Raw genomic sequence first — 23,924 nt, 5'->3', positions numbered from 1 at the left:
TAATGAATTATTTCAAAGAATCTAATTGCAAACGGGTTAACTCCTCAATACCTTGCTCTGCTAGATCTAATAGCGCATTGAGTTCAGCTCTGGAAAAAGTAGCGCCTTCAGCAGTGCCTTGTACTTCAATCATGCCGCCTTTGCCTGTCATCACAATATTCATGTCTGTATCGCATGAAGAATCTTCTGGATAGTCCAAATCCAAAACCGGTGTACCTTGATAGATTCCAACTGAAATTGCCGCAACACTATCAATGATTGGATCTTTAGAGAGGGCGCCACTTTTCATCAGTTGGTTCACTGCATCTCTTGCAGCAACATATGCGCCTGTGATGGAGGCGGTGCGTGTTCCTCCATCTGCTTGTAATACATCGCAATCGAGATGAATTGTTCGTTCGCCAAGAACTTTTAAATCAAAAACGCTACGCATAGCTCGTCCAATGAGGCGTTGAATTTCCTGGGTGCGTCCTGATTGTTTTCCTCGAGCGGCTTCGCGATCGCTACGTGTATGTGTAGAGCGGGGCAACATACCGTATTCGGCAGTAACCCATCCTTCTCCAGAACCTTTTTTGTGTGGAGGAACTTTATCTAAAATACTTGCTGTGCAAAGTACTTTTGTGTCGCCAAAGGCAATCAGGACCGATCCTTCAGCGTGCTTGGTAAAGGCTCGAGAAATTGTCACTGGGCGCAAATCTTGGGGTTGTCGACCGCTCGGGCGGCTAATTTTGCTTGGGTTGGTGGCGTTCATAAAGAGGGTCCTCAGATTTTGTGCTGTATTTGGTCAGTGCGTTAATAAAGAATCTACAATGTCCATATGATATCGAGCATGACTGGTTATGGCAGCGCTTCTCGCCAAGTCCCTTTGGGGGCGGGCGTAGTGGCTGATCTGCAGGTGGAATGTCGGGCAGTAAATAGCCGCTTTCTGGATTTGGGCTTTCGTCTTCCAGATGAGTGTCGGGGAGCAGAGCCCGCCTTGCGTGAAATGGCTTCCCAGAACTTATCTCGTGGAAAAGTCGAGTTTCGAGCTGCTTGGCGGGTAAATAACGCAGCTGCCGGTGCCGCAAAAAGCAATTCTCACGCATTAGGTGCCATCAATCGAGATCGACTTGACGCGTTATATACCCTTCAAGAAAAAGCTCAAGAGGCTTTTCCTAAGGCGCAAGAGCTCAGTATTGCCGAGGTTCTACGTTGGCCAGGTGTGGTTTCTGAGCCTCGCGGTGAAGAGGATGGCTGGATCACTGCTACCGTTGAGGCAGGTCGTGCCGCTTTATCGGCATTGATAGAAAGTCGTCATGCAGAGGGAAAAGCCTTGGTGGGTATTCTGACAAACATCACTAGCAAAATGCGCGGTGTTGTCGACCTGATCGAACCCAAGGTCCCAGAATATGTCGCTCAATATCAAGAAAAGTTGACTGAGCGTTTAGCGGAGGCTCTAGCTGCTCAAGAGCAGACAAAGGCTGGCACTGAATTAATGGAGCGAATTCGGCAAGAGGTAGTTTTGTATGCGGTACGAATTGATGTTGCAGAAGAATTTGCGCGCCTAAAAACCCATCTGCAAGCTGTTGACTCAGCGCTGGCAGGTAAAGGCCCAGTTGGTAAGCGTTTAGACTTTTTAATGCAGGAACTTAACCGTGAAGCAAATACGCTAAGTTCGAAGTCTGTATCAGAAGAATGTACGCAGGCTGCATTAGAGTTAAAGCTTTTTATTGAACAGATGCGTGAGCAAGTTCAAAATTTAGAATAATTCAGATTAATAATGACTAACGCTAATTTGATGCCATCCTACCAAGGAAGTATGTTGATGATCGTTGCGCCTTCTGGTGCAGGCAAGTCTTCCTTGGTGAACGCCTTGCTGAAAGATGATGCTGGATTAAAACTGTCTTTATCTACAACAACTCGTGCTCCAAGACCTGGTGAAGTTGATGGCAAAGATTATCGTTTTTTGACCAAAGAAGATTTTTTGCAAGAACGGGATGATGGTCATTTCCTAGAGTGGGCAGAAGTACATGGTCATTTTTACGGCACCTCAAGACCTTGGATTGAGTCGCAGATGAAGGCAGGAAGTGATGTCATGCTAGAAATTGATTGGCAGGGTGCTCAGCAGATTCGGAAATTAGTACCCTCAGCGCAATGGATTTTTATTTTTCCGCCATCTATCGAGGCTTTAGAGGAGCGCTTGCGTAAGCGAGGTCAAGATGATGAAGCCACCATTCAGCGCCGTTTAGCCGCCGCTCACCTCGAGTTACTGCATGCTCATGAGGCTGACTACATTGTTGTGAATGATTCTTTTGAGCAAGCATTATTGGATTTGAAGCATATTTTGGCCTCCAGCCGACTGCGTTCTGGACCCAGCATGGCCAGAAACCCAGCGCTTTTGAAGCGTCTCGGCGTCTAATCAGTTATCCTATAGGTATTGAAGCTAAATTAAGTGAGTTCAGGATGGCCCGTATTACTGTAGAAGATTGTCTTAAAACTATCCCAAATCGTTTTGAATTGGTTTTGGCTGCCACGTATCGTGCGCGTCAACTGGTTCAAGGTCACTCCCCACGTGTTGATTCCAGAGATAAGGCTACCGTTGTTGCATTGCGTGAGGTTGCTGCTGGCGTAACTGACCGTGACATGCTGACCAAAGTACCACTCTAATTTAGGGGTTCCGGTGTGGAGCTCCCTTTAGGAACTTTCAAAACATCGGGTAAAGCAGGAAGCATCTCGTCTAAAGATGCTTCGCTTGATTCAGATCAGGCGCAATTATTGGGCGAAAAACCCACAGAATCACAAAGCGGTAAAAAATCCATTATTGCGAGTCTTTTGGCGCAATCTAGTCGGCATTTATTTGGCCCGACCTCAGCCCCCAATCTTCCTTTAAAGCATCAGGTTGTTTCGATTGAAGGGCTTCTTTCCAAGCTTTCGTATCTAAAACCCGAAGAAGTCGCACAAGTTAAAAAAGCATTTCAGTTTTCTGATGCGGCGCACTTAGGTCAATATCGTCATAGTGGTGAACCTTATATTACGCATCCAGTTGCTGTTGCTGAGCTATGCGCTACCTGGCGCTTAGATGCTCCATCAATCATGGCCGCCTTATTACATGACGTGATTGAAGATACTGGCTGTACAAAATCAGATCTGGTAGAAAAGTTTGGCAATAAAGTGGCAGAGCTTGTAGAGGGGCTTACCAAACTAGATAAGTTAGAGTTTCAAAGTCATGCGGAAGCCCAGGCGGAAAGCTTTCGGAAGATGTTTATGGCGATGGCGCGTGATGTGCGCGTCATCTTAGTAAAGCTGGCAGATCGCACTCATAACATGCGTACCCTTGATGCTGTTCCCATGGAAAAGCGTCGGCGCGTTGCAGCCGAGACGATAGAGATCTACGCTCCTATTGCACATCGTCTTGGTTTAAATGTGATTTACCGAGACTTACAAGATCTCAGCTTCCGCTATTCCATGCCCATGCGTTTCCGGGTGATTGAGGGCGCAGTAAAGCGTGCGCGTGGCAACCGCAAGGAAATGGTTGAAAAGATTTTGCAAGCTTCACGCTTGGCTTTTGCTAAGGCCAATTTAGAAGTTGACTTACGTGGTCGTGAAAAAACGCTCTTTAGTATTTACAACAAGATGCGCTCTAAGCATTTGAGTTTTTCACAAGTATTAGATGTTTATGCTTTCAGGGTAACGGTACATACCATTGATGAATGCTACCGAGCGCTTGGTATTTTGCATTCTCTATACAAGCCGATGCCCGGTAAGTTTAAGGACTATATTGCTATCCCCAAATTAAATGGCTATCAATCTTTACACACAACTTTGTTAGGTCCTTCTGGTGTGCCTGTAGAGTTCCAGATTCGTACGGCAGATATGCATGCTGTAGCAGAGGCAGGCGTTGCCGCTCACTGGGCATATAAAGATGGTTCGCCTGACATGAGTGAGGTTCAGAATCGAGCCCATCAATGGCTCCAGTCTTTGATTGATATTCAAGATAGCAGCGGGGATTCACAAGAGTTTTTAGAGCACGTCAAAATTGACCTGTTTCCTGATGCTGTGTATGTCTTCACGCCGACAGGGCAGATCAGAGCTTTGCCAAGAGGCGCAACCGCTTTAGATTTTGCCTACTCTATTCATAGTGACCTTGGTAATACCTGTGTCGCTGTCAAGATCAATGGTTTACAACTGCCTTTACGAAGTGAGTTAAAAAATAGCGATATTGTTGAAGTAATTACTTCTGCAAACTCTCAGCCAAATCCGGGATGGTTGGCATTTGTGAGGACTGGTAAAGCACGTGCCTCCATTCGTCATTCGTTAAAAACAAAGCATTACTCCGAATCATTACAGCTAGGTGAACGCCTTTTGGCCAATGCATTGCGTCAACAAGGGGTTGATGCGGCTTTGCTCAGTCCAGAAATATGGGAAAAATTGATGCATTGGACGGGTGATAAGACCCGTGAAGAGGCTTGTGTCAATATCGCTTTAGGCAGACGCTCCCCTCAAGAATTAGCCATTCGCATCAAAATTTTGATTGATGATGAAGGAGGCTCTGAGCAGATGCGACTCGGTGCCGCTGATTGGGTTGCACCACACCAGGAAGTTAACCACCATCAACGTCAAGCAATTTTGGTTGATGGCCGCGAGGGTAACTCCATTCATTTTCAAACTTGTTGCCATCCTATTCCTGGCGACAATATTATTGGTTACCTAGGTAAAGGTGAGGGCTTACAAGTACATACCAATGATTGTCCAGTTGCTTTACGCATGCTTTCAAAAGATAGCGATAAATGGGTCGAGGTTGAGTGGGGTAAAGAGCTTAATCGTGAGTTTGAATTGGATTTGGCCATCGATACTCGTCAAGGGAAGGGTGTTCTGGCCCGAGTGGCAAGCAGTGTCACTGCCGCCGACTCTAACATCATGAATGTTTCCATGGAAGATCGCTACAAAGAAGATTCTGTGACCATTCGTTTTACGATCCAGGTCTATGATCGTCTGCATCTTTCCAAAGTGATGCGCAGTCTTCGTGCCAATCCTGATGTGATGCGAGTGACGCGCACGCGCGCGGTTTAATTTCGCCGTTTAGTTTTATAGGTATTCCACATTTAAAATTTCAATTTCAGCGGGGCCGCTGGGTGTTTGAATAAAGACGCAGTCACCGATCCTAGATTTGATGAGTGCTTTTGCAATGGGTGACACCCAGCTGACGTGACCTTTCTCTAAGTCAACCTCATCGACTCCGACAATGGTAATTACAGTTTCTTTGCCGGCCTCTGGACCTTCTAGGGTGGAGTAGGTAACAGTCGCCCCAAAGAACACCTGCTCTGAGTCATTTTCTCCCGATTTTCGGGCTGAATTATCTACAACTACCGCAAATTCGAGGCGTTTATTCAGAAACCGAATCCGTCTGTCTATCTCCCGCAGGCGCTTTTTACCGTAGATATAGTCCCCATTTTCAGACCGATCTCCATTGCTCGCAGCCCAGTGGACAACCTTGACAACCTCGGGTCTATCAAGGTTTAAGAGCTGTAAGAGCTCCGCTTTAATACGCTCATGACCTGCGGGTGTGATGTAGTTCTTCTCTTCCATGGCATAATTATGGCTGTTGCGGCTGTAGCTCAGCTGGATAGAGTACTTGGCTACGAACCAAGGGGTCGTGGGTTCAATTCCTGCCAGCCGCACCACCTGATACGAGGGCCTAGTTGAAAGACTAGGCCCTTTTCTTTTTTTGAGGTTTTATATATCTTTCATATAGATACCTTATAGTTCACCTATGAGCAATTCTGACGCTATTTCCACCGTTTCTGATGCCCCAGTGGCAGTTTGGTCTTCGGTCGACGCCAATACTGCCAAAGTGACGGTCGATGGTAATGTCAATGTCTACTCTCTTGGTGGTGTATGGACTCAGATTTATCACACTCAGGATCAATGGTTAAAGCAGGGAGATAGCAAAAGTAAATCCCTGATTTTCGATGCTAGCAAGGTGACATTTTTGGATGGGGCGGGCATTGCGTTCCTGATTGGCGTGAAAGAAATGCAAATTGCCTCTGGTGCCAAGTTCGAGCTGGTTGGTCTTGATGCACGCTATGAACCATTGCTTAATGAATTTAATCCAATCAGTAATTTATTTCCGGTTCCGGTACAAAAGCCCAAAAGAAGTTTTGTTGTTAGTACGGGAATGGCTTTTCAAAATCTCATTGATGATGCGGTCGGATTAATTTCTTTTACCGGGCATTTGGCCTCTGATTTGGTTTTTTCACTACGCAATCCGAAACAAGTTCGTTGGGGCGATTTTGTTAATGCGGCAGTAGAGGCTGGTATTGCAGCCTTGCCTATTGTTGGATTGGTATCCTTTTTGATTGGCGTTATTTTGTCTTTCCAAGCTGCTATTGGTATGGAGCAATTTGGCGCAGTTTCCTTTGTTGGTCCTCTTGCGGCGTTAGGTATTGTTCGAGAAATGGGTCCTTTAATTACTGCTATTTTGTTGGCGGGTCGTTCCTCTGCTGCCTTTGCTGCTGAGATTGGAACCATGACCGTTAATAGCGAGGTTGATGCATTGGTATCTGGTGGCTTGAGCCCAATTCGATTTTTGGTTGTGCCACGCGTATTGGCGGGTATTTTAGTTGCACCTATTTTGACCTTGTATGCAGATATCGTGAGTATTTTTTCTTCTATGTTGACGATGTTGATCTACGGCATTCCTTTTGTGAATTTTTACAATGGCATGCTGTCTGCTGTAGATATAGAAGATATTTGTTCTGGGCTTATTAAAGCAACACTCTTTGGCGTAGTTGTTTCTGCTGTTGGGTGTTTGCGTGGTATGCAAACAGGAAATGGAGCGGCAGCGGTAGGTATCTCAGCCACACGCGCAGTTGTCAGTAGTATTGTTTTAATCGTTTTGGTAGACGGCATTTTTGCCTTCATTTCCTATAAGACAGGCTTCTGATGGACACCCCGGCAAAATCTGAATACGCGATTGATGTCCAAAACCTCACGGTGGGTTATGGATCGAATGTTCTTATGCAGAACCTGAATTTCACTGTAAATTATGGTGAAATTTTTGTGATCCTTGGTGGATCAGGATGTGGTAAATCGAGCTTATTAAAAAATTTATTTGGCCTGTATCAGCCCTTATCAGGCGATGTGTTGATTGAGGGGCAAAACATCACGACTGCACTTGGTGCTGAGCGTCAAAAAATCATGACGAGCTTTGGAGTAATGTATCAGCAGGGTGCTCTATTTGGCTCTATGAATTTGCTGGATAACGTGACATTGTTTATGCAGGAATACACGCAGTTGACTCAGCCCCAAATGGATTTGCTGGCGCGTTGCAAGCTCGACCTAGTTGGACTCCTGCCATATGAATCTTACATGCCTAGTGAGATTAGTGGTGGCATGCAAAAGCGGGCAGCGATTGCTAGAGCAATGGCTTTGGATCCAAAGATACTATTTCTAGATGAGCCATCTGCGGGCTTGGATCCCATTACGTCTGCTGACCTAGATAGCACTATTTTGGATTTATCAAAGAACTTAGGCATTACCTTCGTAATTGTTTCGCATGAGCTGGCTAGTATTTATGCTATCGCTGACAAAGTCATTATGTTGGATAAGGGCGCTAAAGGCATCATCGCTGAGGGCGACCCAAAAGTTCTCCGTGATACCAGCAAAGATCCAAGGGTTCATCAATTCTTTAATCGCATTATGAGCAAGGACGCAGCATGAGTAATAACTCAAATCCCAATTATTTCCGCTTAGGTGTATTTGTGCTTGCAGCAATTGGTGTGCTGATTGCTGTGATTCTCATATTTGGCGGTGGAAAAATTTTCCAAAAATCTTTCACTGTTGAAACATACATCAAGCAATCTGTTACTGGATTGGATACGGGTGCTGCCGTACGATTTCGTGGGGTAAAGATTGGTCAAGTAAGCTCCATTGGATTATCTGGAGACCTATATGAAAAGGATTTACCATTTCATGATCGGCGCCAATATGTAGTTGTCAGAATGCAGATCTTTGGCGAGAAAGTAACTTCAGACCAAATCGATGAATTTGTAAAGAATCACTTGCGCGCTCGCGTGAAATCCATGGGTATTACGGGTGTCAATTACATCGAATTTGATTTTGTGTCTAATACTTCGGATACACAAGTGCTGCCTTATTCCTGGAAGCCCGATTACCCCGTCATACCTTCGATGCCCAATCAAGCTGATGAAATTATCTCTGGGATTCAAAAACTCATCAGTGCTCTCAATGAAATGAATATCGATGGCACTCAGAAGAAGTTAGATTCTTTGCTGAATAATTTGAATGTCGTCATGGCCGGGGATGGCAAAGGAAATGAGGGATTCGTTGATTCAGTGAAGCAGTTAAACATTATTCTGACTCGTATAAATAAAGTTACGGATCAAAATGAGTTAAATGTTTTAATGCGAGAGCTCGTTGGTACTATCGTTTCTCTGCGTCAAACTATTTCGAGTATCCAAGGTGATACTCACTACACCATTGAGAACTTAAAACAGACTAGCGAACAGCTCAATGAGCTAAGTCGTATTGCGAGTCAGTCACCATCCAGCCTCATTTGGGGTGAACCACCAGCGAAAATCACTCTTCCGATGAATGGCACCCAAGTGCAGTCAGGAGCAAATAAATGATTAAATTTTTACTTTTATGCGTTACTGCTGTGGTGTTGACAGCTTGCTCTTTACCAACCCGCGCCCCTGTTACTCCTACAAGTTGGGTCGTAATGCCTGAGCGGACAGGTGCACCTCTAAAACCTCGAACTGATTTTTGGCTAAAAGTTGCCGCAGTGAATGTAGCGCCACCATTTGATACCAAATCTTTGGTCTATCGATTGGGTGATGCGCGATATGAAAAAGATTTTTATAACGTATATGCCAGCATTCCCTCAGAGATGATTGGAAATGCTGAACGCCAATGGGTAAATAAATCGAATATATTCGCTGCTGCAGTTGGAGATAGCAACACGCTATTTTCTTATTACAGTCTGCAAGCAACGGTAAACGAATTTTATGGTGACTATCGAACTCGGCCGGAAGCGGTTGTGAGTGTGGAGTTCTTCCTATCTGTTGAGTATGGGGGCAAGAAGGGCAATCCCTTGATTGGTGCAAATCGTTACACAAAGCGCATCCCCCTCAAAGACAATACTCCTGAGGCTCTGATATTGGGTCAGCAAGAAGCGCTTACTGAAATCTTTAAGGAATATGAAACACAACTTTATCAATACGCCGGTAAATTACCTAAACCATTGGGGCAGTAACTCTATGAAATTGTTTTTGTTTCGAGGCGCCGTACAAAGGATTGCTATTGCGGTCACCTCTGTATTGTTAGGGCTCATTTGTTCGGCAAATGCTCACGCTCAAAGCTTTCCAGCAAAACCTATTCGCTTGATCGTGCCATTTGCGCCAGGTGGCAGCACAGATATCATTGCTCGGGCGGTTGGGGACGCGCTGGGACGTCAATTAGGCCAACCCGTAATTGTTGAAAATAAAGCGGGTGGCGGTGGCTCTATAGGCGCTCTAGAGGTTATGCGAGCACCCAAGGATGGTTATACCATTGGCATGGCTACTGTATCTACAACAGCTGCCAACCCGGCAATCAATCCAAAAATTGGATATGACCCAGTCACTGACTTCACGCCGATTAGTAATATTGCAGCCACACCCAACATCATTGCTGTAAATCCATCCTTTCCAGCTAAGGACTTCAAAACCTTTATGCAGGTCTTGAAAGAAAACCCAGGTAAATATTCTTATTCAAGCTCGGGAACTGGCGGCATTGGTCATCTCCAAACTGAGCTATTTAAGAGTCTTACTGGAGTATTCATAGTTCATATTCCCTATCGTGGAGCAGGGCCCGCTTTGGCAGATACTGTCGGCGGTCAAGTTTCTATGATCTTTGATAATTTGCCTTCATCATTGCCTTTTATTAAGGACGGCAAGTTGGTGCCGATAGTTGTGGCGGCGCCAAAGCGTTTGGCTCAATTGCCCAATGTCCCAACCTTTGCTGAAGTGGGTCTTGCTCCAGTAAATCGTATGGCGTATTACGGCTTATTGGGACCTGCAGGTATGCCAAAAGAGGTGGTGGAAAAATACAATGTCGCGCTACAAAAAGTGGTCACTGATCCCGCTGTTAAGAAAAGAATTGAGGATACTGGTTCAATCATTAATGTGAATGGTTCAGAAGCGTTTGCTAAAGAAATCAAAGCTGAGTACACCGTTTATAAGGAAGTGGTTGCCAAACAAAAATTGCAGTTGGATTAAAAATAAAAAATAAGTTGTTGGAGATATCATGGATTTAGGATTGCAAGGAAAGGTTGCCTTGGTTTTAGCCTCCAGCCGGGGTTTAGGGCAGGCAATGGCAGTCTCTTTGGCGCGCGAAGGTGTCAAGGTTGCCGTAACTGGTCGCAATGAAGAAGGTCTGCAGCAATCACTCAAGTTGATTGAGGCTGCTGGTGGTCAAGCAATAGCGCTTAATTGGGATTTGTCTGACCTTAGTGTGATTGATGCATTGGTCACCAAAGTAGAAAAAGAGCTCGGACCCATCGATATATTGATTAACAATACTGGCGGACCACCGCCTACGCCTGCAGCTGGTCAAGATCCATCTCTCTGGCAAAAGAGCTTTAACGACATGGTGCTCTCATTGATCGCCATTACTGATCGCGTATTACCAGGAATGCGGCAACGAAAATGGGGTCGCATCATTACTAGCACTACCTCTGGCGCTATTGCCCCCATCAAAAACTTAGCAATCTCTAATACCTTACGTTCGGCACTGTTGGCGTGGTCAAAGACACTTGCTGCGGAAGTGGCCGCAGAGGGTATCACTGTCAACGTAATCATGCCCGGAAGAGTCGCTACTGATCGCCTACGGCAGCTTGATGAAGCTCGAGCTAAACGTGAGGGCAGTTCTTATGAAGATGTTGTAAAGGCAAGTTTGAGGCAAATACCGATGGGTCGCTATGGCGATCCTCGGGAGTACGGTGACACTGCTGCATTTTTAGCAAGTCAAAATGCTTCTTTCATTACCGGCTCGGTCATCCGAGTTGATGGCGGACAAATTCAGGCAATTTGATTCAAAACATCCTTCGTTTCTTTGGATTTATTAGGCGAGATTTACGCTCGAGTGAGCTTGCTTGGCTATTTGTTGCGCTAACCCTCTCCATTGCAGCACTTTCTAGCGTCAGTTTTTTAGCGGATCGAATGCAGCGGGCTTTTGCATTTGATGCTCGTCAACTTCTAGCATCTGATTTATTGATTGTTTCAGATCAACCTTTACCAACTCGCTTTTTAGACGAGGCAAAAAGCAATCATTTGCAAATTGCCCAAACAATAGTTTTTCCAAGTATGGCTACCGTTGGATCGCAAAGCAAATTAGCATCCCTCAAAGCGGTGAGCGCTGATTATCCTTTGCGTGGAGCATTGCGCGTTAAGTCAAATTTACAGGGCAAAACTTTTTCTTCTGGTCCTCAGCCAGGTTTAGTTTGGCTTGATCCGGCCATGATGGCTAGTCTGCATGCCAAAGAAGGCGATGAGATCAAGCTTGGCCAAAAAATATTGGTAATTGGTGGGGTTCTGGAACAAGAACTTGATCGTGGAGCGGGGTTCATGAATTTTGCTCCGCGGGTCATGATGTCCCTGTCTGATTTGGAGGCAACTGGATTAATAGGTCTAGGAAGTAGGGTGACTTATCGAATGCTCTTATCAGGTTCCGATGAGCAAATCCAGTCTTATGAAAAGTGGGCCAGTCAATTTATTGAAGTGGAGTCGCTTAAGGGGGTGCGCATTGAAACCTTAGAGAATGCTCAACCTATGATGCGCAAAACATTGGAGCGAGCAGATCGATTTCTCTCCTTGATTGCATTATTAACGGCGATGGTAGCGGCAGTCGCTATTGCATTATCAGCGCACCGCTATACCCGCAAGCAAGCAGATGCTTGCGCTGTCCTTAAATGCTTGGGTGCTAGTTCGGCGACCATCTTAAAAAGGGAGGGATGGGTTCTTCTAGCTTTAGGGCTAATAGCGGCTCTTTTTGGTGCCATATTGGGCTACCTAGGGCAGCATATTTTGACTCTTCTATTAGGTAATCTAGTGATGTCGGAATTACCGCAGGTTTCTCTCTGGCCTGTTCTATGGAGTGTGCTCGTATCTTTGTGCTTGCTCTTTGGGTTTGCTGGACCCACTATTTTTAAATTAATCAAAGTTTCTCCAGTCCGGCTAATCAGAAAAGAATTCGATGGAATTAATGTCTCTACTGTTTGGACTGCCATCTGTGGACTGATTACCGCAGTCATATTGATCATGATCGCAGCACGCGATTGGAAATTGGCTTTATGGACTAGCCTCAGTTTTACTGGAGCGATAGTTATTTTTGCTTCAGCATCGTGGGCCCTGTTAAAAATCCTCTGCGGTATTCGTACTAAGAGATTTGCACTCAGTTTTGTATTGCTTTCACAGGGGAGAAGGGTAGGCTTAGCCATTATTCAAATTACTGCGCTTGGTATTGCTTTAATGTCGTTGCTTTTGATTCTTTTATTACGTGCGGATTTCTTAAGCGCCTGGCAAGGCAATATACCAAGTGATGCACCCAATCGTTTCATGATTAATGTTCAAGGTGATCAAAAGCAGAGTCTTACTCAAACCTTGATCAACTCTGGCATATCAGCCCCACAGTTTTCTCCCATGGTGCGTGGACGTTTAATTGAAATCAATGGGAATGAAGTTTCTCTTAATAATTATTCTGAAGAGAATGCGCGGCGCTTGGTTGATCGAGAATTTAACCTGTCGTACACAGATCAATTGCCTGAGGGTAATCAAATTCTGTCTGGCAAATGGATTCAGGGTGATGCGCCCCAAATCTCAATGGAATCAGGAATAGCTAAAACCCTAAAATTAAAGATGGGTGATCAGTTGACGTTTGAAGTCGCTGGAGAAAGAATCACAGCTCCTATCACTTCGTTACGAAAGCTGGATTGGGGCTCTATGCGCGTTAACTTTTTCGTGATCATGCCGCCTGCCCAATTAAGCTCAATGCCACAGTCTTGGATTACTTCATACTTTCAGCCACCAACTAAGGATGCATTGGATTTTCAAATAAACCAAATCTTTCCTAATATTACGATTGTGGATGTTTCAGCGTCATTGCAACAAGTTCAGGGTGTTCTCAATAAACTCTCATCAGCATTAGGACTGCTTTTGGCGTTTACGATTGCCGCTGCAATTTTGGTTTTGATGTCAGCGCTAGCTGCCACTCAGGAAGAGCGCACAAGAAATGCCGCTCTGCTAAAAGCGTTGGGGGCTTCACAGCAGACGCTAGCAAATATTGCTAATCTCGAGTTATTTATGATTGGTGCCATGACAGGGTTATTGGCTGGTTTGGCGTCTGGTCTTGCAGCTTGGGCTCTGGGTAGATACGTAATGGAAATTCAATTCAATGCCTTTAGTGAGGCGGTAATGATGGGTATCTCTTTTGGGGTTATTGCTTGCCTTGCATCTGGCTATCGTTTTCAGAGACGCATTCAAAATGCTACTGCAATTGAATGTTTGCGAGATGCTTAGGGGCTTAAGAAAGAGTCACTAGATTTTTTGGTAACTCAACTAAACGAGTGCCTGCTAATCGATCAGGAAGGCTTTGGCGATGAAGCTTGTTCTGACGATCTAGATAAATACTTAATGGCCAAATAAATAGCGCTACTGTAAAGAGCATTTCAATAATCTGCCACTTCTCTAAATGAAAAGCCCATTGCAAAAAAACGCAGGGAATAAGCCAGAGAGATCCAAAAACATAACGCCAAAAAGCTTGCCTTTTAGATGGTTGATACCCGTTGCGGCCGATCATTCGCACGCGCCATGTTTGCATAGCGAGAGTTTGACCAGACTTAGTCCAGTACCAGACAAAATAAATTCCTAATACAGCATATAGATAAATAAAAGTAAGCCAACTAGGCAAGGCAACACCAAATAAGATACCGAGTAGTAAGTTGGGAACCAAAAAAGTTAAGGCAATAACGCCTAGCAAAACTAACTGTTCATATAGGCAGCATGACACTCGCCGCCAAAATTGAGGCGAAGGTAATGCATTGAGCTCGGCAGGAGTCATAAACTAAAAACTTATTGCGCTTCAGTGCTTGTTGAAGCGGGTGGCGTAACTTCAGCGGGGACAGCCCTGGGTCTTGGTGCCGGTGGTGTAGGGGTGGTTTCTTGTTTAATGGTATGTTGCTGAAGAGTTGGTGCGTTAATCGCATTCGGTTTTTTCTTAAGCTCCATCTCAGCTAATTTTTTCTTTTGTTCATCGCTAAGCTTTTGATAGGCACTCCAAGCTTCTACTTTTTTCTCTGCAGGAAACTTGAGACTGCTTAGATAATTTTCTCGAGCAATGCGACGATCTTTTTGCGAAAGATTAGACCAGCTAGTCATGCGAGACTGCAATCTTTCTTGATCTTGCGCACTCATCTTGGGGTAGATATTGGCAACTTGAATCCATTTTTTACGACTATCAGGCAGCATGTAATCCCAGTCACTTTCAAGGGGTGCCAGAATTTTTTGTTGTGCAGGCTTAAGACTTTCCCATGTGCCGTCAGGTTTTCTTTCGGGGATGGCTGTGGATTTACTGTGAACGGGGGTGGGCGCCGACTGGGAAAATGCGGGCGATAAATAAAATGCTAAGCAAGATGCTGTCAGCGTAAGGCTGACAGCTATGTGCGTTCTAAATGTTCGCGGCATCAAACGAACTTTGTTTAGTTGCTTTGTACGGGATCAGATGGGCTATCAGATTCGGAGAGAGGGCCGTTTTTAAGAAAAGCCATAAATCCATTATCTGCATAGGCGTCAGGAGGCACATCATCAGAAAGCAATGCGGCATCCACTTCTGCAATATCGTTAATTCTTGAATTATCTTGCCACTGAGCAATTCCAATAAGACCAAAAATGAGGACGAGGAGGGGGGCAATCCAGCCCACGGTATCCCATATTCCATTTGAACCAGAAGTCCAGTTACGAGCCGAACCTGCAAATACCTGTTGCTGAAGACGTACTTTTTCAGGCTTTCTTGCAGCAATTGCTTTCATGCGTGCCGCATAAAGACGATCTTTAATATGCTGAGGAATGTGCTGGGTACTTTGACGAAGTAGGGCAGCACTAGCCTGACCAAATTGGTCTACTTGGGTCTCGGTAAATTGGTCATTAACGTGTTTCACAGCGTAATTCCTTTTAATTTCAATGCTTTAGCTAATGTTTGGGTGGCCCTAGAACAATGGGTTTTGACGCTACCTTCACTACAACTCATCGCCTGGGCCGTCTCAGTAATACTTAGCTCATCCCAATAACGCATGAGGAAGGCTTCTCGTTGACGCACAGGTAATTTAGATATTTCTGACTCCAAAGCCTGTAAAAGCTGACTTTTTTCAAGTTTTTGAGCCCCATCTTGGTGTTCTTCGCTGTCCTCTGGGGCTGAAAGTGACTCCAAAGGATCAAAATCATCGCCTTCTTCACCCTTTTTGCCCATGCTTGAGAACAAGGTAACCCAGGTATTTCGAACTTTTTGCCTTCTAAACCAGTCATGAATGCGATTTTGCAAAATCCGTGTGAATACCAAGGGGAGCTCTGCAGCTGGTCTATCGCCATATTTTTCGGTCAATTTAATCATGGCATCTTGAACAATATCCAATGCGGCATCATCGTCACGCACGGCATATACGGCCTGCTTAAACGCACGCTGCTCGACGCTACTCAGAAAGTCAGATAGTTCTTGGGCTGATGCCATGCAATGGATTAGACCTGAATCGGTAAGAATTGAGCCATTTTAGGGGATTGCTATAGAATATAGGGCTTACTACCTAGAATCTCATTCAAGAAGTGGTTTTTTCCGGTAGCAGCGCCGTTCGAACTCAGGCCAAAAGCAGGAGATAGAGCAGACCAAACAATTTTTTGCCGAAAATTGCAAAGGACGAAAGAAAATGAATACAAGCAGCGCCGAATTTTTAGCTTCCAAAGCTACTAAAGACTCAGCAAATACAAATAATGAAATTGCGCCCCCAGAAATGATTGGCGCAGAAATGCTCGTGCATGCTTTGCACAAAGAGGGTGTTGAATATGTTTGGGGTTACCCAGGCGGATCTGTCCTCTTTATCTATGACGAAATTTTTAAGCAAGACAAGTTTGAGCACATCTTGGTTCGTCACGAACAAGCAGCAGTTCACGCGGCTGATGGCTATGCGCGCGCAACCGGAAAGGTTGGTGTTGCGTTAGTGACATCTGGCCCGGGCGTAACGAATGCCGTTACAGGTATTGCTACCGCCTACACCGATTCCATTCCAATGGTCATCATCAGTGGAAATGTGCCTACACACGCAATTGGTGAGGACGCATTCCAAGAGGCTGACACAGTTGGCATTACCCGTCCAGTTGTAAAGCATAACTTTCTCGTGAAGGATGTTAAAGATCTTCCTTTGGTATTGAAAAAGGCTTTTCATATTGCTCAGACTGGTCGTCCTGGACCTGTGTTGATTGATATTCCGAAGGACGTTTCAGCAGCTAAAGGGCCTTTTGTATATCCAGAGAGCCTGGAGATGCGTTCATACAACCCTGTATTAAAGGGGCATAGCGGTCAGATTCGTAAGGCAGTTGCTTTGCTGCAAGAGGCAGAGCGTCCCTACATCTATACAGGAGGTGGCGTTATTCTGGCTGATGCAGCTCCTGAATTAAAAGAGTTTGCTGACTTGCTTGGCTACCCAGTTACAAACACCTTAATGGGTTTGGGTGGTTTTCCAGGAACAAGTCCACAGTTTGTAGGCATGCTTGGCATGCACGGAACTTATGAGGCCAATATGGCAATGCAACACAGTGATGTGTTGATTGCTATTGGCGCACGTTTCGATGACCGAGTAATTGGTAATACATCTCACTTTGCTAGTCACCCACGCAAGATCATTCATATTGATATTGATCCTTCCGTGATTTCTAAACGTGTAAAAGTGGATGTTCCTATCGTTGGTAATCTTAAAGAAGTTTTGGTTGAGATGACTGCTCAACTCAAGGCGGCTGGTCCACGCAAGAATGGTGACAAAGTTGCCGCATGGTGGGATCAGATTAACGAGTGGCGCAAAAAAGATTGCTTGAAATATGACGAAGCTTCACAAATTGTGAAGCCACAATATGTTGTCCAAAAACTGTGGGAGCTAACTGGTGGTGATGCTTTCATTTGTTCTGACGTTGGTCAGCATCAAATGTGGGCCGCCCAGTTCTACAAGTTTGATAAGCCACGTCGTTGGATTAACTCTGGTGGTCTTGGCACAATGGGTGTAGGTTTACCGTATGCCATGGGCATTAAGAAAGCATTTCCTGAGCAGGATGTTTTCACTATTACAGGTGAAGGCTCTATTCAGATGTGCATTCAAGAGCTTTCTACTTGCAAACAGTACGACACCCCAGTGAAGATTGTGTCATTGAATAATCGTTACTTGGGAATGGTTCGTCAATGGCAAGAACTTACCTACAACAAACGCTATTCCAGCTCATATATGGATTCTTTGCCTGACTTCGTAAAGTTGGCAGAAGCTTATGGCCATGTTGGTATGCGCATTGAAAAGAAATCCGATGTTGAGGGCGCTCTTAAAGAAGCTATTCGCTTAAAAGATCGCACAGTCTTTATGGATTTCCAAACCGACCCAGAAGAAAACGTTTGGCCTATGGTTCAAGCGGGTAAGGGTATTACTGAAATGCTTTTGGGTAGCGAGGATCTTTAATGCGTCATATTATTTCTGTACTGATTGAGAACGAGCCGGGTGCATTGTCTCGTGTTGTTGGGCTTTTCTCAGCTCGTGGTTACAACATCGATACCCTTAGCGTTGCTCCTACTGAAGATCCTTCCTTGTCTCGTATGACAATCGTCACTTTTGGTTCTGATGATGTTATTGAGCAAATCACAAAACACTTGAACCGCTTGGTTGAAGTTGTAAAGGTCTTTGATTTGAGCGAAGGCCCTCACATTGAACGTGAATTGATGATGATTAAGGTTCGTGCTGTAGGCAAGGAGCGTGAAGAGCTTAAGCGCACAACTGATATCTTTCGCGGTCGCATTATCGACGTGACTGATAAGAGTTACACCATTGAGTTAACAGGTGATGGTGCCAAGTTGGATGCCTTTATTGAATCGATTGATCGTGCATCGATTTTAGAAACCGTCCGCTCGGGTGGCTCTGGAATTGGTCGGGGCGAACGCATTCTCAAGGTTTAATATTTTTTTAACAAATTACTGCATTACTTACATTTTCAATACAAGGAAAGAGCATGAAAGTTTTTTACGATAAAGACGCTGATTTGTCCCTCATTAAGGGCAAGAAAGTCACCATTATTGGTTATGGTTCACAAGGTCACGCACACGCATTGAATCTCAAAGACTCTGGCGTAAACGTTACTGTTGGTTTGCGTAAAGACGGCGCTTCCTGGAACAAAGCGGCAAATGCTGGTTTGACAGTTAAAGAAGTTGGCGAGGCTGTTAAAGATGCCGACGTAGTGATGATGTTGTTGCCTGATGAACAAATCGCTGATGTTTACAACAAAGAAGTGCATGGCAATATCAAACAGGGTGCAGCTTTAGCATTTGCTCACGGCTTTAACGTTCACTATGGTCAAGTTCAACCACGCGCTGACTTAGATGTGATCATGATCGCTCCAAAGGCGCCTGGCCATACAGTACGCGGTACTTACGCTCAAGGTGGCGGTGTTCCTCATTTGATCGCTGTTTACCAAGATAAATCTGGTTCAGCGCGCGATGTTGCTTTGTCGTACGCAACAGCAAATGGTGGCGGTCGTGCCGGAATTATCGAAACCAACTTCCGTGAAGAAACAGAAACTGACTTATTCGGTGAGCAGGCTGTTCTTTGTGGCGGCGCAGTTGAATTAATTAAGGCTGGTTTTGAGACTTTGGTTGAAGCTGGTTATGCCCCTGAGATGGCTTATTTTGAGTGCTTGCATGAGCTCAAGTTGATTGTTGACTTGATCTATGAAGGTGGTATCGCAAACATGAACTACTCAATCTCTAATAATGCTGAGTATGGTGAGTATGTAACAGGCCCACGTGTTGTTACAGAAGATACCAAGAATGCAATGCGTCAGTGCTTGAAAGATATTCAGACTGGTGAGTATGCAAAGAGCTTCATCCTTGAAAACAAGGCAGGCGCTCCAACATTGATCTCACGTCGTCGTTTGAATGCAGAACATGACATCGAAGTAGTTGGTGCTAAGTTGCGCGCCATGATGCCTTGGATTGCTAAGAACAAATTAGTTGATCAAACTAAGAACTAAGCATCAATTTCATAGAAGTTCAATAAAAGGCTCAGAACAAAGATGATGTATCCACACCCCATTATTGCGAAAGAAGGTTGGCCATATTTAGCTTTGGTGGGGGTGGTGACTCTGCTTGTTCACTATTTAGGTGGCATTGCATGGTCTTGGCCCCTTTGGATTGTCTTTATTTTTGTTATGCAGTTTTTCCGTGACCCGCAGCGTATTCCCGCTTTAGGTCGCGATCTAGTTTTATCTCCTGCCGATGGTCGAATTGTGGTGGTAGAGGTAGCAAACGACCCATATGCGGGTCGTGAGGCACTTAAAATTAGCGTGTTCATGAACGTATTTAATGTTCATTCCAACCGTAGTGCTGTGAATGGCTTGGTTAAGGAAATTCAGTACTTCCCTGGTAAATTTGTAAATGCAGATTTGGATAAGGCATCTACAGAAAATGAGCGTAATGCTGTGGTTATTGATGCTAATGGACAACTTGTTACCCTAGTTCAAGTTGCAGGCCTGATTGCGCGTCGTATCCTTTGTTATATCCATGTGGGTGATCGCCTCAAGGCAGGCGAAAGATATGGCTTTATTCGTTTTGGGTCGAGAGTCGATGTTTATTTACCACTAACTGCTGAGCCTTTGGTGAGCGTTGGTGATAAAGTATTTGCAACAAATACTGCCTTGGCACGTTTGCCAGGTTTAGATTGATTCAAACAATTTTTCATTGGAATAATCTTTGACTACATTTCGTCGTCGTGGGCGCATTGATCGCAGTCGACTTGCGCAAATTCGTAAGCCTACAACTGATGCTCAGTGGGTCGAAGAACTGGGTGATGGAGTTGATTATGAAGTAGAGGAGTTGCATCCGCAAAAGCCTCGCTTACGCAGCAAGGGCATCTATCTGCTGCCTAATGCATTTACTACTGCAGCATTGTTTTGTGGCTTCTACGCGATTGTGAATGCCATGAACCATCAGTTTGAAGTGGCTGCTATTGCGATATTTGCTTCTATGGTGCTCGATGGCATGGATGGTCGTGTAGCGCGTATGACCAACACTCAGAGCGCATTTGGAGAGCAGTATGATTCGCTAGCGGACATGGTCTCATTTGGAGTTGCGCCTGCACTTGTAGCCTACGAGTGGGCCTTAAAAGATTTAGGTAAGTGGGGTTGGTTAGCTGCATTTACCTACTGTGCTGGAGCTGCACTTCGTTTGGCGCGTTTTAATGTCAACACAGGCGTAGTTGATAAGAAGTTTTTTCAGGGTCTGCCTAGTCCAGCTGCCGGAGCCTTAATGGCTGGTTTTATATGGCTAGCAGACGACAATAAGTTGCCTGTTCGTGATACCGCTATTCCTTGGATCACCTTTTTTATTGCGGTTTATGCAGGCCTAACAATGGTGTCTAATGCCCGTTTTTATAGTGGCAAAGCCTTGGATGTGCGTTATCGAGTGCCATTTGGGGTGATGGTTTTGATGATCCTTACTTTTGTTTTGATCTCCTCGAACCCGCCTTTAACTCTATTCGGCGTATTTGTGGTGTATTCAATTTCCGGCTACGTAATTTGGGCTTGGGAAAAATTTAATGGCAAACGATTTAGCTAATCTGCCATTTTTGGGGTATATTTAATCCATGTCGATCAATTTTGTCTCTTTAACTAGCCTTCTTCTGCTAGCACTAAGCCTAAAGCTTGGGGCGGGTAAGGCCTGAGTTAATGAGATAAAAATTCATTAGCCACCATATACCAGCCCCAGCTTTTAAGCTGGGGTTTTTGTTTTATAAGATTTTTGTAGATATAAGTTCAGCAGTATTTAAAACCGGAGAGTAGCAATGAGTGACAAAGTAATCATTTTTGATACCACCTTACGTGATGGCGAACAATCGCCTGGCGCATCGATGACAAAGGACGAAAAAGTTCGTATTGCTCGTCAACTGGAGCGTCTCAAAGTGGATGTTATCGAGGCTGGTTTTGCTGCTAGCTCTGAAGGAGATTTTCAGGCGATTTCAGCGGTTGCTGCAGCCGTTAAAGATTCAACGGTTTGCTCATTAGCTCGAGCAAATGATAAAGACATCACGCGTGCTGCCGATGCATTGCAAGCAGCTAATGCAAAACGTATTCATGCTTTTTTGGCAACGAGCCCTTTGCATATGGCAGTGAAATTGCGTATGTCTCCTGAAGAAGTATTGGAGCAGGCTAAACGTTCCATTCGTTTTGCGCGCAACTTAGCGTCTGATATTGAGTTTTCTGCGGAAGATGGTTATCGCTCAGAAATGGATTTCTTGTGCAGGGTTGTTGAAGCAGTTATTAATGAAGGCGCCTCCACTATTAATATTCCAGACACCGTTGGTTATGCGACTCCAGAGTTGTATGGCGAGTTCATTAAAACTTTGCGTACCAGAGTTCCTAATTCAGACAAGGCTATTTGGTCCGTTCATTGTCACAATGACCTCGGCATGGCAGTTGCAAATTCTTTGGCGGGGGTAAAAATTGGTGGTGCTCGTCAAATTGAATGCACGATCAATGGCTTGGGTGAGCGTGCAGGAAATACTGCATTAGAAGAAATTGTGATGTCTTTGCGTACCCGCAAGGATTATTTTGATATGGTGTGCGGTATTGATGCTACCCAAATTGTTCCAGCATCGAAATTGGTATCGCAAATTACAGGTTTTGTGGTGCAACCCAATAAGGCAGTAGTTGGTGCTAATGCATTTGCGCACACATCAGGCATTCATCAGGATGGCATCTTAAAAAATCGTGACACCTACGAAATCATGCGAGCTGAAGATGTTGGTTGGTCCGCAAACAAAATCGTATTGGGTAAATTATCTGGTCGCAATGCTTTCAAGCAGCGCTTGCAAGAATTGGGCATTACCGTAGAGGCGGAAGCTGATTTAAATGAAGCATTCGCGCGCTTTAAAGCTTTAGCTGATCAAAAAGCAGAGATTTTCGATGAAGATATTATTGCCATCATGTCTGATTCTGCTGCTGCTGAGGATGGTGAGCACTATAAATTTATCTCATTAAGCCAACATTCAGAAACCGGAGAGCGCCCGAAATCCCGCATTACTTTCCGAATGGGTGATAAAGAGATTAGCTCAGAGGCTGAGGGCAATGGTCCGGTTGATGCAAGCTTGAATGCCATAGAAGAAATCGCGAAGAGTGGGGCAGAGCAGTTGTTGTACTCCGTCAATGCGATTACCTCGGGCACCCAATCTCAAGGTGAGGTCACTGTGCGTTTGGCAAAAGGCGGTCGAATTGTGAATGGAGTGGGTACCGATCCTGACATTATTGCCGCATCTGCAAAGGCATATTTGTCAGCATTAAACAAATTGCATGACCCTAGTCAGGTCAAGCTGAATGCTCAGATGACTCCCTAATTCTGGGAGTCTTGGCTGAAGACTTTATTTATTTAAATCAGTGTTTTTGTAGTACTTAGTGCCTTTGCCGGTGATTTCAGCGGCAAGGCCTGAGTCGGTGAGTTGATACATCAGCACCCCTGGCGCTACTACTGTAGCGTCCTGATATGCGCCACCATCTTTTTCATATTTTGCAGCTGCGGTTACCTGGCCACCAAAAGTCCAGCCTGAATTAATAAAGTCGTTCATGGCTGCTGTGGTTTCAAAGATGAAGATATTTTGAAAGGATTTGATGCCCAATCCAAGTCCAGCTTGAACTTCAGCCATATTCATAAAAATGGGTTTCTTATTGGCTTTATCAATTACTACACCACTTCCAGTACCGCCCCCAGCAATCAAAATTTTCATGCCAAAGTTGCTAAAGGTTGCATACCCTACGGATTTCTCAATGAGTTCTTTTGCTTTAGGTTGCGCTTGGTAAAGTTGCATCAGAATTAACTCATTCTTATTTAAGATTTCCTGACGTTGATCAGCCACACTTTTATTTCCCCCAAAAAGGGAGTCAAACTGAGCATGAGCTGGTTGCAACAGGCATGAGCCAAGGGCAAATAAGACGGCGATGCAGCGATAAAAATGGGTCATTTTTTCTAAATAATTGTTTTTAAAGGAAATATTTCAGTTATTTGGTGCTTTTTGAATAATACAGGATAGCCGAGCAATGCTGAATCTTCCCTGCATTCCTACAGGCTCTGCTACAATGCGGGGGCTTTGATTTTTAAAGCTTTTTTGTTTTTTTGTTAATCGCACGACACAAATTGGGTGAAAGCTCAGGTGTTCGCAAGTTAGGAGTATTAAAAATGGCAGTTGCTGATATTAAAACGGCGGAAATCGTCAAAGAAAACGCGCGCAGCGCAAACGATACGGGCAGCCCTGAAGTTCAGGTTTCTTTGCTCACAGCACGTATCAATGAATTAACCCCCCATTTCAAGGCTAACGCTAAAGATCATCACAGCCGTCGTGGCTTGTTGAAGATGGTTTCACGTCGCCGCCGTCTTTTGGATTACCTCAAAGGCAAAGATTTGGACCGCTATCGCGCATTGATCGAGAAATTAGGTCTCCGTAAGTAATTCTTATCGGTATGCAATGCCATCTATCTTAGGGTTGTTTCTTAACGGATTCAGTCTTAAGCAGATGGCATGTTTTTTGGGCGCTTCAAGATCATTTGTGTAGGGGATTGTGTCATTCCAATGAGTTTCTGAAATTTACTTCAGAGTCTCCCTGGAATGGCATCCCT

25 protein-coding genes and 1 tRNA gene are annotated in these 23,924 nt (G+C 44.7%); 19 read left to right on the top strand and 7 right to left on the bottom strand.

The features are described from left to right. Positions 1 to 7 precede the first annotated feature (7 nt). Positions 8 to 748 (bottom strand): ribonuclease PH, encoded by a 741-nt coding sequence (gene rph, locus FD973_RS06250; RefSeq protein ID WP_215322477.1) that lies wholly within the window; start codon positions 746 to 748, stop codon positions 8 to 10. A gap of 66 nt (positions 749 to 814) precedes the next feature. On the opposite strand from rph, the gene FD973_RS06245 reads away from it, so the two are divergent. The 4 genes from FD973_RS06245 to FD973_RS06230 are packed head-to-tail and all read left to right on the top strand — an operon-like array spanning position 815 to position 5,046. After that, the gene (locus tag FD973_RS06245) at positions 815 to 1,744 is read left to right on the top strand and encodes a YicC/YloC family endoribonuclease (RefSeq protein WP_215322476.1); all 930 of its coding nucleotides are present in this window, start codon (positions 815 to 817) and stop codon (positions 1,742 to 1,744) included. A 12-nt stretch (positions 1,745 to 1,756) separates the two neighbouring features. Then, entirely contained in the window at positions 1,757 to 2,395 is a 639-nt protein-coding gene (gene gmk / locus FD973_RS06240; protein ID WP_215322475.1) for a guanylate kinase, read from the top strand. Positions 2,396 to 2,439: 44 nt separating this feature from the next. Continuing rightward, entirely contained in the window at positions 2,440 to 2,643 is a 204-nt protein-coding gene (rpoZ, locus tag FD973_RS06235; protein WP_215322474.1) for a DNA-directed RNA polymerase subunit omega, read from the top strand. 15 nt (positions 2,644 to 2,658) lie between these two features. Next, entirely contained in the window at positions 2,659 to 5,046 is a 2,388-nt protein-coding gene (locus FD973_RS06230) for a bifunctional (p)ppGpp synthetase/guanosine-3',5'-bis(diphosphate) 3'-pyrophosphohydrolase (RefSeq protein ID WP_215322473.1), read from the top strand. Positions 5,047 to 5,061: 15 nt separating this feature from the next. Here FD973_RS06230 and greB read toward each other — a convergent pair whose 3' ends face one another. Then, entirely contained in the window at positions 5,062 to 5,562 is a 501-nt protein-coding gene (greB, locus tag FD973_RS06225; protein ID WP_215322472.1) for a transcription elongation factor GreB, read from the bottom strand. An 18-nt stretch (positions 5,563 to 5,580) separates the two neighbouring features. On the opposite strand from greB, the gene FD973_RS06220 reads away from it, so the two are divergent. The 8 genes from FD973_RS06220 (at position 5,581) to FD973_RS06185 (ending at position 13,550) form a co-directional block, all read left to right on the top strand. Next, a tRNA-Arg gene (locus FD973_RS06220) sits at positions 5,581 to 5,657 on the top strand. Between the two features lie 89 nt (positions 5,658 to 5,746). Continuing rightward, entirely contained in the window at positions 5,747 to 6,919 is a 1,173-nt protein-coding gene (locus tag FD973_RS06215; protein WP_215322471.1) for an ABC transporter permease, read from the top strand. Next, on the top strand, positions 6,919 to 7,695 hold the full coding sequence (locus FD973_RS06210; protein ID WP_215322470.1) for an ABC transporter ATP-binding protein: 777 nt from the start codon (positions 6,919 to 6,921) through the stop codon (positions 7,693 to 7,695). The genes FD973_RS06215 and FD973_RS06210 overlap by 1 nt, the downstream gene beginning before the upstream one ends. Beyond that, complete coding sequence (locus FD973_RS06205; protein ID WP_215322469.1) at positions 7,692 to 8,624, top strand: MlaD family protein; 933 nt, start codon at positions 7,692 to 7,694, stop codon at positions 8,622 to 8,624. Before FD973_RS06210 ends, FD973_RS06205 begins: the two co-directional genes overlap by 4 nt. Continuing rightward, positions 8,621 to 9,250, top strand: a complete 630-nt coding sequence (locus tag FD973_RS06200; protein ID WP_215322468.1) for an ABC-type transport auxiliary lipoprotein family protein — start codon at positions 8,621 to 8,623, stop codon at positions 9,248 to 9,250. Before FD973_RS06205 ends, FD973_RS06200 begins: the two co-directional genes overlap by 4 nt. Positions 9,251 to 9,254: 4 nt before the next feature. Then, a complete protein-coding gene (locus FD973_RS06195; protein WP_215322467.1) occupies positions 9,255 to 10,253 on the top strand; it encodes a tripartite tricarboxylate transporter substrate binding protein BugE in 999 nt (332 codons plus the stop codon). Between the two features lie 28 nt (positions 10,254 to 10,281). Then, positions 10,282 to 11,067, top strand: a complete 786-nt coding sequence (locus tag FD973_RS06190; RefSeq protein ID WP_215322466.1) for an SDR family oxidoreductase — start codon at positions 10,282 to 10,284, stop codon at positions 11,065 to 11,067. Then, positions 11,064 to 13,550 carry an ABC transporter permease gene (locus FD973_RS06185; protein ID WP_215322465.1) on the top strand — a complete coding sequence of 829 codons (2,487 nt, stop codon included), beginning with the start codon at positions 11,064 to 11,066 and terminating at the stop codon, positions 13,548 to 13,550. Before FD973_RS06190 ends, FD973_RS06185 begins: the two co-directional genes overlap by 4 nt. Before the next feature lie 4 nt (positions 13,551 to 13,554). Here the strand turns inward: FD973_RS06185 and FD973_RS06180 are convergent, their stop codons facing one another. The 4 genes from FD973_RS06180 to FD973_RS06165 are packed head-to-tail and all read right to left on the bottom strand — an operon-like array spanning position 13,555 to position 15,753. Next, complete coding sequence (locus FD973_RS06180; RefSeq protein ID WP_215322464.1) at positions 13,555 to 14,091, bottom strand: RDD family protein; 537 nt, start codon at positions 14,089 to 14,091, stop codon at positions 13,555 to 13,557. A gap of 11 nt (positions 14,092 to 14,102) precedes the next feature. After that, positions 14,103 to 14,714, bottom strand: coding sequence for a DUF3106 domain-containing protein (locus FD973_RS06175; protein WP_215322463.1), 612 nt, complete (start codon positions 14,712 to 14,714; stop codon positions 14,103 to 14,105). Positions 14,715 to 14,728: 14 nt separating this feature from the next. Then, positions 14,729 to 15,187, bottom strand: coding sequence for a DUF3619 family protein (locus FD973_RS06170; RefSeq protein ID WP_215322462.1), 459 nt, complete (start codon positions 15,185 to 15,187; stop codon positions 14,729 to 14,731). Next, a complete protein-coding gene (locus tag FD973_RS06165; protein WP_215322461.1) occupies positions 15,184 to 15,753 on the bottom strand; it encodes an RNA polymerase sigma factor in 570 nt (189 codons plus the stop codon). The genes FD973_RS06170 and FD973_RS06165 overlap by 4 nt, the downstream gene beginning before the upstream one ends. Before the next feature lie 193 nt (positions 15,754 to 15,946). Here FD973_RS06165 and FD973_RS06160 point away from each other — a divergent pair, with 193 nt between their 5' ends. The 6 genes from FD973_RS06160 to FD973_RS06135 all read left to right on the top strand — a co-directional run bounded on the left by FD973_RS06160 (position 15,947) and on the right by FD973_RS06135 (position 22,651). Continuing rightward, complete coding sequence (locus FD973_RS06160) at positions 15,947 to 17,734, top strand: acetolactate synthase 3 catalytic subunit (RefSeq protein ID WP_215322460.1); 1,788 nt, start codon at positions 15,947 to 15,949, stop codon at positions 17,732 to 17,734. Further along, the gene (gene ilvN / locus FD973_RS06155; RefSeq protein WP_215322459.1) at positions 17,734 to 18,225 is read left to right on the top strand and encodes an acetolactate synthase small subunit; all 492 of its coding nucleotides are present in this window, start codon (positions 17,734 to 17,736) and stop codon (positions 18,223 to 18,225) included. The genes FD973_RS06160 and ilvN overlap by 1 nt, the downstream gene beginning before the upstream one ends. A gap of 53 nt (positions 18,226 to 18,278) precedes the next feature. Beyond that, positions 18,279 to 19,295, top strand: a complete 1,017-nt coding sequence (gene ilvC / locus FD973_RS06150; protein WP_215322458.1) for a ketol-acid reductoisomerase — start codon at positions 18,279 to 18,281, stop codon at positions 19,293 to 19,295. 42 nt (positions 19,296 to 19,337) lie between these two features. Further along, entirely contained in the window at positions 19,338 to 19,985 is a 648-nt protein-coding gene (locus FD973_RS06145) for a phosphatidylserine decarboxylase (RefSeq protein ID WP_215322457.1), read from the top strand. A gap of 28 nt (positions 19,986 to 20,013) precedes the next feature. After that, complete coding sequence (gene pssA / locus FD973_RS06140) at positions 20,014 to 20,877, top strand: CDP-diacylglycerol--serine O-phosphatidyltransferase (RefSeq protein ID WP_215322456.1); 864 nt, start codon at positions 20,014 to 20,016, stop codon at positions 20,875 to 20,877. Positions 20,878 to 21,103: 226 nt separating this feature from the next. Beyond that, positions 21,104 to 22,651 (top strand): 2-isopropylmalate synthase, encoded by a 1,548-nt coding sequence (locus FD973_RS06135; RefSeq protein ID WP_215322455.1) that lies wholly within the window; start codon positions 21,104 to 21,106, stop codon positions 22,649 to 22,651. A 24-nt stretch (positions 22,652 to 22,675) separates the two neighbouring features. On the opposite strand, the gene FD973_RS06130 is transcribed toward FD973_RS06135, so the two are convergent. After that, the gene (locus tag FD973_RS06130) at positions 22,676 to 23,272 is read right to left on the bottom strand and encodes a YSC84-related protein (RefSeq protein WP_215322454.1); all 597 of its coding nucleotides are present in this window, start codon (positions 23,270 to 23,272) and stop codon (positions 22,676 to 22,678) included. A gap of 215 nt (positions 23,273 to 23,487) precedes the next feature. Between FD973_RS06130 and rpsO the strand changes: the two genes are divergently transcribed. Next, complete coding sequence (rpsO, locus tag FD973_RS06125) at positions 23,488 to 23,757, top strand: 30S ribosomal protein S15 (protein WP_068323724.1); 270 nt, start codon at positions 23,488 to 23,490, stop codon at positions 23,755 to 23,757. Positions 23,758 to 23,924 lie beyond the last annotated feature (167 nt).

Origin of the sequence: Polynucleobacter sp. MWH-Braz-FAM2G (assembly GCF_018687635.1) — a bacterium.
Taxonomy (GTDB): Bacteria; Pseudomonadota; Gammaproteobacteria; order Burkholderiales; family Burkholderiaceae; genus Polynucleobacter.
Note: the sequence above shows the minus strand (reverse complement) of the source record. Positions and strands in the feature narration are given on the sequence as shown.

What these genes read in the sequence shown, in the direction of transcription:
- FD973_RS06200 (WP_215322468.1), top strand. Translation starts at nt 8,621, where the DNA reads ATGATTAAATTTTTACTTTTATGCGTTACTGCTGTGGTGTTGACAGCT.
- FD973_RS06130 (WP_215322454.1), bottom strand. Translation starts at nt 23,272, where the DNA reads ATGACCCATTTTTATCGCTGCATCGCCGTCTTATTTGCCCTTGGCTCA.
- FD973_RS06210 (WP_215322470.1), top strand. Translation starts at nt 6,919, where the DNA reads ATGGACACCCCGGCAAAATCTGAATACGCGATTGATGTCCAAAACCTC.
- ilvC (WP_215322458.1), top strand. Translation starts at nt 18,279, where the DNA reads ATGAAAGTTTTTTACGATAAAGACGCTGATTTGTCCCTCATTAAGGGC.
- FD973_RS06160 (WP_215322460.1), top strand. Translation starts at nt 15,947, where the DNA reads ATGAATACAAGCAGCGCCGAATTTTTAGCTTCCAAAGCTACTAAAGAC.
- gmk (WP_215322475.1), top strand. Translation starts at nt 1,757, where the DNA reads ATGACTAACGCTAATTTGATGCCATCCTACCAAGGAAGTATGTTGATG.
- FD973_RS06195 (WP_215322467.1), top strand. Translation starts at nt 9,255, where the DNA reads ATGAAATTGTTTTTGTTTCGAGGCGCCGTACAAAGGATTGCTATTGCG.
- FD973_RS06215 (WP_215322471.1), top strand. Translation starts at nt 5,747, where the DNA reads ATGAGCAATTCTGACGCTATTTCCACCGTTTCTGATGCCCCAGTGGCA.
- FD973_RS06245 (WP_215322476.1), top strand. Translation starts at nt 815, where the DNA reads ATGATATCGAGCATGACTGGTTATGGCAGCGCTTCTCGCCAAGTCCCT.
- FD973_RS06165 (WP_215322461.1), bottom strand. Translation starts at nt 15,753, where the DNA reads ATGGCATCAGCCCAAGAACTATCTGACTTTCTGAGTAGCGTCGAGCAG.
- FD973_RS06190 (WP_215322466.1), top strand. Translation starts at nt 10,282, where the DNA reads ATGGATTTAGGATTGCAAGGAAAGGTTGCCTTGGTTTTAGCCTCCAGC.
- FD973_RS06205 (WP_215322469.1), top strand. Translation starts at nt 7,692, where the DNA reads ATGAGTAATAACTCAAATCCCAATTATTTCCGCTTAGGTGTATTTGTG.
- FD973_RS06175 (WP_215322463.1), bottom strand. Translation starts at nt 14,714, where the DNA reads ATGCCGCGAACATTTAGAACGCACATAGCTGTCAGCCTTACGCTGACA.
- FD973_RS06180 (WP_215322464.1), bottom strand. Translation starts at nt 14,091, where the DNA reads ATGACTCCTGCCGAGCTCAATGCATTACCTTCGCCTCAATTTTGGCGG.
- ilvN (WP_215322459.1), top strand. Translation starts at nt 17,734, where the DNA reads ATGCGTCATATTATTTCTGTACTGATTGAGAACGAGCCGGGTGCATTG.
- rpoZ (WP_215322474.1), top strand. Translation starts at nt 2,440, where the DNA reads ATGGCCCGTATTACTGTAGAAGATTGTCTTAAAACTATCCCAAATCGT.
- greB (WP_215322472.1), bottom strand. Translation starts at nt 5,562, where the DNA reads ATGGAAGAGAAGAACTACATCACACCCGCAGGTCATGAGCGTATTAAA.
- rpsO (WP_068323724.1), top strand. Translation starts at nt 23,488, where the DNA reads ATGGCAGTTGCTGATATTAAAACGGCGGAAATCGTCAAAGAAAACGCG.
- FD973_RS06135 (WP_215322455.1), top strand. Translation starts at nt 21,104, where the DNA reads ATGAGTGACAAAGTAATCATTTTTGATACCACCTTACGTGATGGCGAA.
- FD973_RS06145 (WP_215322457.1), top strand. Translation starts at nt 19,338, where the DNA reads ATGATGTATCCACACCCCATTATTGCGAAAGAAGGTTGGCCATATTTA.
- rph (WP_215322477.1), bottom strand. Translation starts at nt 748, where the DNA reads ATGAACGCCACCAACCCAAGCAAAATTAGCCGCCCGAGCGGTCGACAA.